We start from the raw sequence: 10,644 nt of genomic DNA, 5'->3' as shown, positions 1-10,644 counted from the left end.
GATGGCCGCGTTGCGCAAATCCGCGCGCAGATCGAGGAGACGACGTCTGACTACGATCGCGAAAAGCTGCAGGAACGTCTCGCCAAGCTCGCTGGCGGCGTTGCCGTCATCCGCGTCGGCGGTTCGACGGAAGTGGAAGTGAAGGAAAAGAAGGACCGCGTCGATGACGCGCTTCATGCAACGCGTGCTGCCGTCGAGGAGGGTATTCTGCCAGGTGGCGGTGTGGCGCTGCTTCGCGCAGTCAAGGCGCTCGACAATCTCGACACCGCCAACCGGGACCAGAGGGTTGGCATCGACATCGTGCGCCGCGCGATTGAGGCGCCTGTTCGTCAGATCGCGGAAAACGCCGGCGCCGAAGGTTCGGTCATCGTTGGCAAGCTGCGGGAGAAGGCCGAGTTCTCCTTCGGCTGGAATGCCCAGACCGGAGAATACGGCGATCTCTACGCTCAAGGCGTTATCGACCCGGCCAAGGTCGTGCGCACGGCACTCCAGGATGCAGCATCGGTCGCCGGCCTTCTTGTGACCACGGAAGCAATGATTGCTGAAAAGCCTAAGAAGGACGCCGCACCTGCCCTGCCGGCCGGCGCGGGAATGGACTTCTAAAGGCGATAGGGAAGGCTCGCCCCAGCCGCGTGGGGCGAGCCACTTGCGGAGGAAACCATGAACCTGCCATCGAAGGAAGACGCGCGCCTTTGCGCCAGCGTCGTCAAAGAGGTTGCCCGAGCCAAAGGGATGTCGGGCGACCCATCCTCCATCAGCCGGCTGACGGCGACAGTCGCGAGACTGTTCAACAAGGGCATGCGAGACCGCGACAGGCTTCTGTCGAAAGCGATGGCAGTCGCCGACATGCCGGTGGCGCAGGAGGAGCACCGTCCGCTCCTTGCTGAGCTCCTGAACACTCCGGGTGCCACCGGTTTATCTATGGAGCCGGAAAATGAGAGAGGACATCAACAACAGTAAAACGAACCACAACCTGGAAGCGGCCGCATGCGCCACGCATGTGCTGCATACGGATCATCTCAGTCAGCCGCGGGATGTGCTCACCGCCGATAGATCTCCCGTACGAAAAGCGTTCCATTCTCGCGTCACAATCCGACTTCTTAAAAGACCGCCCAGGTGGTGGGTGTCTCCCCTTGTTATCGCGTTCAAGCGGCTTAACTTCGCATCTCCAACTGCTTGTTTCATCAGGGCCGCATAGAGTGTCTGCATTCGGATTGAACGATAAAACCGCGTGCGCCGGAATAGCACACATGATCGAGCGCGGGCTTTGGGATGATTCCATCCTGGGACCGCCGTCGGAGTGGCCCGCCTGCCTGAAGGCTACGGTGGACATCATGCTTCCGTCACATGCCCAGATCGTGATGTTCTGGGGAGACCAGTATGTGGCCCTTTATAATGATGCCTACGCTCCCACAATCGGCCTTAGGCATCCGCGCGCATTCGGAAGACCGGCAAAGGAGAACTGGAGCGAGCTCTGGGACGACCTCCAACCTTTGCTGGATCGCGTCCTTCATGGTGGTGAAACTGTCTCAGCCAGCGATCGCCAGTTTTACATTGAACGCCATGGACATCCAGAAACCGTCTATTTCGACATTTCCTATTCGCCGATCAAGGACGAAACCGGTAGCGTCCGCGGCGTGTTTTGCATCGTCAGCGAGACCACAGAAAGGGTGCGTTCGCAGCAAGCACTCAAGGAAAGCGAGGAACGTCTACGAGCGTTGTTTTCGCAATCCGCTGCGGGTATAGGGCAGACCGATCTTGCGGGACGCATGACGCTAGCCAACCAACGCTTTTGTGAGATGCTTGGCTATCAGAGAGCGGAGCTTGTGGGCATCCGCTTCCAGGATTTGACGTTTGCGGACGACCGTCCGGAAGCCGAGCGGCTTTTCCAGTACCTGATCGAAACCGGCGAACCTTTCGATATGGAAAAGCGATGCTTGCGGAAGGACGGAAGTGTCTTATGGACAGCAGTTTCAGTCTCTGCCCTCAAAGGTGAGGATGGGTCAATCCTGCAGGTTGGCTTCATCGCCATCGACATCTCGGCAAGGAAGAGCGCCCAGGAAGCGGAGCGTCTTCTTGCATCCATTATCGCTTCTTCGAATGATGCCATTCTCGCCATCGATCTGAACATGACGATCACCAACTGGAATGCAGCTGCCGAGAGGCTTTATGGATACTCGCGCGAAGAGGCGGTGGGAAAGTCAGTTCTGATGCTGGTCCCGGAGGAACGTCGCGACGAGGAGCCCGAAATTCTTAGGAAGGTCAGCGACGGAAAGATCGTGGAGCCGTACGAAACGCAGCGTCGAAGGAAGGATGGAAGCCTAGTCGACGTTCAGCTCAGTGTTTCTCCTATCTATGACAGCACTGGAAATACGATCGGCGCTTCCAAGATGTCCCAGGACATCACGGCCAGAAAGGAGGCCGAACGTCTGCAAAAAGTCCTGACAAGCGAGCTCAACCATCGCGTCAAGAATGCGTTTGCGACTGTCATTGCCATTGCCAGACAAACCCTGGACCGGAACGAAACCGGCCGGGATCAGGTCACCGCTTTCCATGACAGGCTTATGTCAATGGCAAAGGCCCATGATCTGCTCACGCATCGGGACTGGCAGCGTGCTGACCTGGGCGAGTTGGTCAGTCAGGTGCTGGAACCTTATCCGCCTGAACGCTTCGAGATTGGAGGCTGCGCCGTGCTTTTGCCTCAAAAGGCGGTCGTCTCTTTCTCCCTAGCTATCCACGAACTTGCGACGAACGCCGCTAAATATGGCGCACTGTCGGTCGCTCAAGGCAAAGTTGCGATCTCTTGGGATTATGAAGAACAGATCGGCAGGCTACGGTTCAAATGGGTCGAACGCGGCGGCCCCGCGGTCACGCCGCCAACCCGAAAGGGCTTTGGCTCGCGTCTCGTTGAGAGGCTTCTGGCAGCCGAGCTAAACGGGCGCTCGACGATCAGCTACAACCCTACCGGCGTCATCTGCGAGATCGATGCGATCCTGGATCCGGATGGCTGGTTGGGAAGGCCCGGATCGGACCGATAGCAAACTTTTCGCTGTCTGGTGTCATGATGTCGTCCCCGCCTTGCGCGGCAAGCATCAATTTTACGCATCGGCGATACGTGAATTCTTGAAGCGGGGGCCTGGAGCAACTGCTTCGTGTCTCTCATCCGCGGCAGATAGCAGTCGCTCGAGCGCCCCTGTCTGCAGCGCTACCGGGCGAGAACTGGAACTCGAATAACCCGTCATGCATTACGCCGAGACCATAAACGATCAGGTCATCATGAAGGAAACCGACCGAAAACAAGCCGAAGCGGCGCAAGATGCCGGAAATCGCCTTGTGGCACGACACGTGCGCGAAGACCCCTTCGCCGCGGCCTTCAAAGCCACGCGCATGCCGATGATCGTCACCGACCCAAATCAGGCCGACAATCCGATCATCTTTTGCAATGTCGCCTTCGAGAGGCTGACGGGCTATTCGAGCAGTGAAGTAGTCGGCCGCAACTGCCGCTTCCTCCAAGGCCCGGAGACGAATGCGGCAACGGTGGCGCGCATCCGCGCGGCGATCAGCGCAGGTTCCGATATCGCCATCGACATCTTAAACTACAAGAAAGATGGCGAGCCTTTCTGGAACGCTTTGTTTTTATCTCCGGTGCGCGATGATGGCGACAGAATCGTCTATTTCTTCGCTTCCCAGCTGGATTTCACCAACGTTAAATCGAGAGAGGCTGATCTCGCTTTCGCACGTCATCGCGCCGAAGAGGAAGTGGCCGCCCACACCGAGAAACTTGAGGCTGCGCTGAAAATCAGCTCTCTTCTGGTCCACGAGGTTGACCACCGTGTCAAGAACAACCTCCTGACCATGGCCTCCATTGTAAAGCTTCAGACGCGTATTACCAGGGATGAGGGCCAGAAACGCGTTTTGCGGTCCGTGCTGAACCGCGTGGAGGCCTTGAGCACAGTTCAAAGAAAGCTGTTCACGCTGGAGGATGTCTCACGGTTCGACGTCGCCGACTTCACGGAGGAACTTGTCAGAGATCTTGTCGAAGCTGTCGGACGAAAGGATATCCGCCTGACGCTCGACCTGCATCCGCTCCATGTGCCGGCTGTGAAGGCGACCCCTCTCTCCTTGATCGTCAACGAGCTTGTCGGGGACGCCGTCCGGCGGGGGTTGAGCGACGGCGGCGGCGACATCCATGTCGTCGTCAAGCGCTTGAACGCACATTTTCTTATCAGGGTGGAGGACACCTCTATACCGGTTGAGGTCGATGAGGATGCGGCCGAGATCGGTCGTATCCTTCTTGAAACATCCGCCAAGCAGGTTGACGCAAAGATCGAGAAGCGGATCGACGGATATCGGACAACCGTTGATGTCACGCTGCCGGTCGACACAGAGGAGAGCGCGCATTGAAGGTGATGATTGTCGAGGACGAGATGCTGCTGGCCATGGAGCTCGAAAGCGAGGTCGAAATGGCCGGTCACGAGGTGACGGGGACCGCGATGAATCGCAAACAAGCAAGCGACCTCATGAAAGCGCATCACCCGGATTTTGCTTTCGTCGATATTCACCTACAGGACGGTCCAACAGGCATCGACGTCGGCCGCGATCTGGCATCCGAAGGGATCCCATACGTATTCGTCAGCGGCAACATCAAGAAGCTGCCTGAAGATTTCGCAGGCGCTCTCGGGGCTATCGAAAAGCCCTACACTGTGAACGGCATGAGGAACGCTATTTCCTACATCTCTGCGGTCGTGGTGGGTGAAGAAGATGTCATTCCACCGGCGAGCCTTGTACTCGCGGACGATATAAGGCCCTTGCTGCTCCGCAGGCATTCTTAGTCGGAGTGACCTTGGCAATTGCGGCGTCAGCTCATAGGCGTTAGGCAGAGGCGCAACAATTCTTAAAGGCACATCTCCGCAACACGGCTCAGACGGGGGATGACCGGTCTGCCGCTCCGCCACAGCCACTCCAACACATCAGGCGCTGTCATAAGTGAAGGATGTCAGAAGTGTCGTCACGAAGTTGCTGGCCCGTTCCTTGACGACGACCTCCGTCCATTCGTCAGTGCCGCGGAGCCTCAAATCCGTGTAGATGCTGTCGACGGCGGCTTCTTCAATACGCTTGATGTGAGCGCCGAACGCGGCTTCGCCGCTGCCATGGTACATGTCGCGTATAACCATGCGCAGGATTTCCTGTATCGCAATTTGCCAGGCGGTATTAATCGTCTGCAGCTCTTTTGTGTCCGGGGTCATGACGGCTCCACCGTGTGATTAACTTTTTGGGCGAACAAACCCGGCGCAGAGGAACCGTTACCCGGCGGGCTAGGATTTTCTGGCCTTGCGAGCGGCATAGCGTCTGTCACGCTCGGCTTTGCGGGCTGCCTCGTCTTCGATAGCCCGCGCGATGCGTGCGTCCTCTGCTGCCCTGTTCGAGTGGGTCTCGACCCGCGCTGCCGCCTCGGCAGCCGCCCGTGCTTCCGTCGCTTCTGCTTCAAGCCGGGTTTGCGCCTCAAGGCTGACGCGGTCACGCTCAAGACGGCGTGCTTCACGCGCTTCGGCAAGCGAGGCGCCTCGGCTTGCCTGGTAAGTCGGGACGGTTCCGCGGCCGTCTTGGCAGCTCGGTAAGCGCTAAGAAGAGCGGCCTTGGCGTTGGCCGAAGCTGAACGTCGGTCGGCAAGATCGTTGTGGTTTTTCAAATCTTCATCCTAATGGTGGCAGGCGCCGACGGTCAGCGTGTCTTGGAACGCCTGGCAAGGAGGGTGGAGGTTGCTAGAGCGCGTTCAGCCTGTTCCTTGGCCAGGCGGGCTTCTCGAAGGCGCAACGTCTTTTCATCTCGGGCCTGCTCTGCCGATTTGAGCTCTTCGATCGCCGCATTCTTGGCAAAGAACTGGGTCTGAAAGGGATCTCTGCCTCCTGGCGAGATTTACTATGGGTCTCGGTCATTTCGTTCCTCGTGTCAGCCACAGAAATGATAAAGGCCAGGCGAAATTGCCTGGCCTCGAACTGATAACTTGCTTCCGGCAGTGCCAGTACATCCGTGGTCAAAGGGAAGCAGATATCGATTAAGCGGACTGCAGATTGCAGGCCGACATCTTGCCCGACTTCATGTCGCGCTCGAGATCAAAACCGATCTTCTGGCCCTCGACGAGTTCGCGCATGCCGGCGCGCTCGACAGCCGAAATATGGACGAAGGCGTCAGCGCCGCCGTTGTCAGGCTGGATAAAGCCGAAGCCTTTGGTGGAATTAAACCATTTTACTGTGCCTGTGGTCATGATGAACCCTTTCGAAGTATAGAATAAGGGACCGCGAAGCAGCAGCCACGCAGATGAAACCGACTGTTTTTGAAAGGGAAGTTCGCTTAAAACGCGGTGCCAATCGCGCCGTGGACAAAGCTCGGCAAGCAAAAGATCGATGAAAACCGTATACGGGACCAAAGGCGCGTCGTCACGTTTAGTTCTCAAAATCTGCTATCCTTCGCTTTTCGGTTGCGCCGACGGAAGGCGCGACAGCGTCGGCAATGGCAATGTTGCACACTGTTGATGGGATAGAAGCCACACTCTCGCTCGTCAGCTCGACCTCAGGCATGTTCTCACCCCACGATTTCACGTGGCGAGAGTACTCATCGGCGACGGCCACGATCCTGACCGGTGCTGGACTGGTTGGGCTGTGTTGACCGAGCGAGGGTCACCGATGGGAGATGCGACCAAGAAGAAGAGCCTGCAAGCGGCCGCTCCCACTGGAAAGGGGCATGTCTTTAAACAACCGCGATATGAGGTGCGGCCGCAGCCCCTGCCTCTCATCGATCAGGAGAAACGACATCTTCTTTATCTCAATCGTCATCATGCCAGTATCGTCATGACGTCGGTAGTTTCCCGCATCGATCGCATGGAATCCGTTTTCCACGGCCCAGGCGGCTATCATATCCGCGTTCATCAAGGTCCTGCTTTCGGAGATCGCGGACGAGCCATCTCTCGCCGTCCCGCTCGTGCAATGATTTGCAGTCCTAGAGGTACTGCAACTACACCGCTCCAATCCAGCCAAATCCGTTCCAAAATACAGTTCCCGCTTCGGTGTTGCCAGAAAGACTCGCAACAACTTTTACGCCCAGGAGGCCCATTCTGCTTGCTGCTCTTGAATAAGCACGAACGTCAGTGTCGGCATGCAACAACGTCGGCTGGCCCGGCCTCGCCTTCAATAATGACGAACACAACCCCTCGGGCGCTCCGGCTTTTGCAGAACCGGGACGAGGCCAGTGGTATAGCCGCGCTGCACAGCACATCGGCGACCCTCTTGTCAAACGGGACCTGATAGACGCGGAACCACGTTACGACTGCGTCCAATAAGTTCGAGCTGTCCTCGGTGTCATCGGCCTCGTCCTCGTAATGCTGCGTCATATCCCTCCCCTTTGCCTGCTCGGAACGAAAGCCAGAACAGGGAGTTGATCGTAAGGTTCCCGATGGAGTTACATCATGGCTGCACATCGCGCTCAATGGAAAGGCCACATCAAGATCGGTGAGATCAGCTGTGGCGTCGGTCTCTATACGGCGGCCTCCACGTCAGACCGCATCACCTTCCACACCATCAACAAAGCCACGGGCAACCGGGTCCGCCGGGAATTTGTTGACAGCGAAACCGAAGAAACGGTTGACCGCGACGAGCAGATCAAAGGCTTCGACATCGGCGACGGCCAGTACATCATGATCGATCCGGAAGAGGTGACCGCTGTCATTCCGGATTCCGACAAGATGTTGGAAATCGAAGCTTTTCTTTCCTGCTCCGATGTGGACGACGTCTATTTCGACAAGCCGTATTACGTCTTGCCGACTGATGATGTCTCGGAGGACGCGTTCGCCGGACTGCGCGACGCACTCAAGGAAGCCAACGTAACGGCAATCGCCAGGACCGTTCTGTTCCGCCGGATGCGTACGGTCCTGATCCGGGCGCACGGACGTGGTCTCATCGCAACCACGCTCAACTTCGACTACGAAATCCGCTCATCGGAAGAAGCTTTCAAGGAAATGCCGGAGATCAAGGTCGAAGGCGAGATGCTCGATCTGGCCAAGCATATCATCGGCACCAAGAAGGGCGAGTTCGATCCGGCGGAATTCGATGACCGCTACGAAACCGCGCTGGCAGAACTGGTTAAGGCCAAAGCCGAGGGCAAGACGCTTCCCAAGCCCAAGCCCGTCAAGGTTTCCAAACCCAACGACCTGCTCAAGGCGTTGCGCGAGAGTGCGGGGGTGGGCGAGGCAAAACCAAAAAAGGCCGCCAATTCAAACGCCCGGAAACCTGGGAAGACTACTGGTCGAAAGTCGACCACCAGGACCGCACACAAGAAGGCCAGCTAGGAGGATCACCATGGCCCCGCGTCGTCCCTACTGGAGAGGCTATCTCAAACTTTCGCTCGTCACCTGCCCGGTTGCCATGAGCCCCGCGACGTCGGAAAGCGAAAAGGTTCGCTTCCATACCCTCAACAAAGCTAGCGGAAACCGTGTCGTCTCGCGGTACGTGGACGCGGTGACGGGAAGGGCCGTGAAGGACGAAAACGAGGCGAAAGGCTACGAGCGCGGCGAGAACGACTTCGTGCTGTTGACTGATGACGAGCTGGAATCGGTCGCGCTGGAAACGGTTCGAACGATCGATATCGAGACGTTCGTGCCCCGGGAAAGCATCGAATGGGTCTACCTTGAGACCCCACACTACCTCATGCCGAGCGACAAGATCGGCAACGAGGCGTTTGCAGTCATCCGTGAGGCAATGAAGGCCGAAAAAGTCCTTGGGATTTCGCGTGTGGTCATCGGCAGGCGCGAACGCGCTGTCGTGCTGGAGCCGCGTGGCGAAGGCATCGTGGTCTGGACCCTGCGTTTCGGCGACGAGGTCCGTCCTGAGAAAGAGTATTTCCAGGACATCGAAACGAAGTCCGACCCCAAGACCGTCATGACCATCAAAAGGTTGATCAAGCCACGGCTGAAGAAATGGTCGCCCTCAATGGTCACAGATCCCATCCAGGAAAGCCTGCTCAAGCTCATTGCCTCGAAGAAGAAAGCTTTGAAGCCGGCCAACAAGGCCAAAGGCAAGGCCAAGGAAGACGCATCCGATCAGCCTTCCAATGTCATCAACATCATGGATGCATTGAAAAAGAGCGTGCAAGCCGATCTCAAGGGCCGAAAAAAGGCTGGCTGACAATGCGGCGAATGGGGCGGTTACCGATTGTAAATCGGTTTGCATCGGGATTGGTGTCGTCGGGAGGTTCCGCGATCATCTTGAACAGGTCGCCGGCATGTTTGCGAAGACGCAGACGGGCTACAGCCAATGCCGGAGTAGCCAGGGCCAGACCTTCCGCCAAGACCACGCTTACCAGAACAGCAATAATCGCCGCCCGATCGCCGCGGCCGGCCCTTGCTGTGGACCGAAGATGACCGCGCTTACACTGCCCGTTCTGGCCGCTGCCTTTCTGCTGAGCATGTACTTCCGCAGTTACTTTGGTGTGGTAGGTCCAGCTTTGTCCGCAGATTTGTCGCTGTCTCCCGAACAATTCGGCCGGCTCGCCTCGACGTTCTTCGCTTCTTTCTCGATCCTGCAGATCCCTGTTGGAATGTCGTTCGACAAATGGGGCGTGCGTGGTCCGATGGCGGCAATGATGAGTATCGGAGCCGCGGGGTCAGCGATCGTGGCCCTCTCGCCGGGCTACTGGTGCGCGATCACCGGCCAATCCTTTGTCGGGATCGGTTGTGCGCCAATTTTTATGGGCGTCCTTTACTATCTCGGGCGTACCAACGAGCCCGAGAGGGCGGGGCGGCTTTCCGCCACTGTCAGTGCCGTCGGCTCGGCAGGCGCCTTGCTTTCGGCCTCTCCACTGTCGTGGTTCGTCGAGGTATTCGGTTGGCAATCCGCTTGCTGGTTGGCGGCGGCAGCAATGGCTGTCAGCGCTGCGGCAGTCGCTTTCGTGCTCGGACCGACACCGGCAAGCATTGAAGAAAGCGACCGGGATCAACGCCCTTGGTCGCTGGTATCGCTGTTCTATCTCGTCCCAGTGTGCTTCACCCTCTCGCTCGGTGGCACGTTTCGCAACGCATGGGCGGTGCCCTATGTCACGTCCGTATTCGGCGAGCATGTGGCGGTGGGCGCGATGCTCACCACGATCAGTGTCGTCGGCATCGTCACCAGCTTCATGCTTCCAATTGTTCTCATGCGGGTCCCCGGACGAACGATCGTGATATCCACCTACGGCGCCGGAGTGACCTGTGCCATCTTCCTCTCGTCTGCCCCGGGCTTCACCTTTCTTTCGGCCTGCGCCGGCTTGTCCGTTCTCTATGCCATGGGAAACGTGCATCCTCTCGTGATGACCGAGGCCCAAACTCTGATCCCGCCGCGCGTGCGCGGCTTAGCGCTTGGAGGACTGAACACGCTCGTTTTCCTTGGCGTCTCAGTGGCGTCAGCAGTTTATGGCGAAATCGCGGGGCTGTCGCTGTCGGTGCTGTCTTCCTACCGCGTAATCTTTGCGGTGAGCGCAGCAGTCATCGCCATGGCCATGTTTTGCTACATCGTGTTCAGGGGCAGAAATCCTTTGGTTTGCACAGACAGAGAGTTTGCAGACAACCGAGGTACCAAACGAGATTGACGATCCAGAACACAGCGCTACTTCCTCTTT

11 protein-coding genes and 2 pseudogenes are annotated in these 10,644 nt (G+C 57.8%); 8 read left to right on the top strand and 5 right to left on the bottom strand.

Going from position 1 to position 10,644, the window contains the following annotated elements; all coding sequences use genetic code 11:
- The 5 genes from FHT93_RS34345 to FHT93_RS34325 form a co-directional block, all read left to right on the top strand.
- On the top strand, positions 1 to 603 hold a 603-nt coding region (locus tag FHT93_RS34345), incomplete at its 5' end, for a TCP-1/cpn60 chaperonin family protein (RefSeq protein WP_281413619.1).
- Between the two features lie 57 nt (positions 604 to 660).
- Positions 661 to 960 carry a hypothetical protein gene (locus FHT93_RS34340; protein ID WP_112547299.1) on the top strand — a complete coding sequence of 100 codons (300 nt, stop codon included), beginning with the start codon at positions 661 to 663 and terminating at the stop codon, positions 958 to 960.
- A 290-nt stretch (positions 961 to 1,250) separates the two neighbouring features.
- Complete coding sequence (locus FHT93_RS34335; RefSeq protein ID WP_112547298.1) at positions 1,251 to 3,038, top strand: PAS domain S-box protein; 1,788 nt, start codon at positions 1,251 to 1,253, stop codon at positions 3,036 to 3,038.
- Positions 3,039 to 3,276: 238 nt separating this feature from the next.
- Positions 3,277 to 4,404 (top strand): PAS domain-containing protein, encoded by a 1,128-nt coding sequence (locus FHT93_RS34330; protein ID WP_029616321.1) that lies wholly within the window; start codon positions 3,277 to 3,279, stop codon positions 4,402 to 4,404.
- Positions 4,401 to 4,832: a response regulator gene (locus FHT93_RS34325; protein ID WP_018114279.1), complete on the top strand. Its 432-nt coding sequence runs from the start codon at positions 4,401 to 4,403 to the stop codon at positions 4,830 to 4,832. The genes FHT93_RS34330 and FHT93_RS34325 overlap by 4 nt, the downstream gene beginning before the upstream one ends.
- Before the next feature lie 138 nt (positions 4,833 to 4,970).
- Here FHT93_RS34325 and FHT93_RS34320 read toward each other — a convergent pair whose 3' ends face one another.
- The 5 genes and pseudogenes from FHT93_RS34320 to FHT93_RS34310 all read right to left on the bottom strand — a co-directional run bounded on the left by FHT93_RS34320 (position 4,971) and on the right by FHT93_RS34310 (position 6,926).
- Complete coding sequence (locus FHT93_RS34320; protein ID WP_113207549.1) at positions 4,971 to 5,246, bottom strand: hypothetical protein; 276 nt, start codon at positions 5,244 to 5,246, stop codon at positions 4,971 to 4,973.
- 69 nt (positions 5,247 to 5,315) lie between these two features.
- Positions 5,316 to 5,689 (bottom strand): annotated as a pseudogene (locus FHT93_RS35825) (DUF6481 family protein).
- 32 nt (positions 5,690 to 5,721) lie between these two features.
- Positions 5,722 to 5,936: pseudogene (locus FHT93_RS35820) on the bottom strand (hypothetical protein).
- Positions 5,937 to 6,055: 119 nt separating this feature from the next.
- Positions 6,056 to 6,265, bottom strand: a complete 210-nt coding sequence (locus tag FHT93_RS34315) for a cold-shock protein (RefSeq protein WP_112547310.1) — start codon at positions 6,263 to 6,265, stop codon at positions 6,056 to 6,058.
- Between the two features lie 412 nt (positions 6,266 to 6,677).
- Positions 6,678 to 6,926 carry a hypothetical protein gene (locus FHT93_RS34310; RefSeq protein WP_113207547.1) on the bottom strand — a complete coding sequence of 83 codons (249 nt, stop codon included), beginning with the start codon at positions 6,924 to 6,926 and terminating at the stop codon, positions 6,678 to 6,680.
- 536 nt (positions 6,927 to 7,462) lie between these two features.
- Here FHT93_RS34310 and FHT93_RS34305 point away from each other — a divergent pair.
- From FHT93_RS34305 to FHT93_RS34295, 3 genes are all read left to right on the top strand, one after another.
- On the top strand, positions 7,463 to 8,341 hold the full coding sequence (locus FHT93_RS34305) for a Ku protein (protein ID WP_183851343.1): 879 nt from the start codon (positions 7,463 to 7,465) through the stop codon (positions 8,339 to 8,341).
- A 10-nt stretch (positions 8,342 to 8,351) separates the two neighbouring features.
- Positions 8,352 to 9,176: a Ku protein gene (locus FHT93_RS34300; RefSeq protein WP_018114697.1), complete on the top strand. Its 825-nt coding sequence runs from the start codon at positions 8,352 to 8,354 to the stop codon at positions 9,174 to 9,176.
- A 97-nt stretch (positions 9,177 to 9,273) separates the two neighbouring features.
- Entirely contained in the window at positions 9,274 to 10,614 is a 1,341-nt protein-coding gene (locus tag FHT93_RS34295) for an MFS transporter (protein ID WP_183851342.1), read from the top strand.
- Positions 10,615 to 10,644 lie beyond the last annotated feature (30 nt).

Origin of the sequence: Rhizobium sp. BK379 (assembly GCF_014193955.1) — a bacterium.
In the GTDB taxonomy this organism is placed as follows: domain Bacteria; phylum Pseudomonadota; class Alphaproteobacteria; order Rhizobiales; family Rhizobiaceae; genus Rhizobium.
This window is presented reverse-complemented; position numbering and strand designations above follow the sequence as displayed.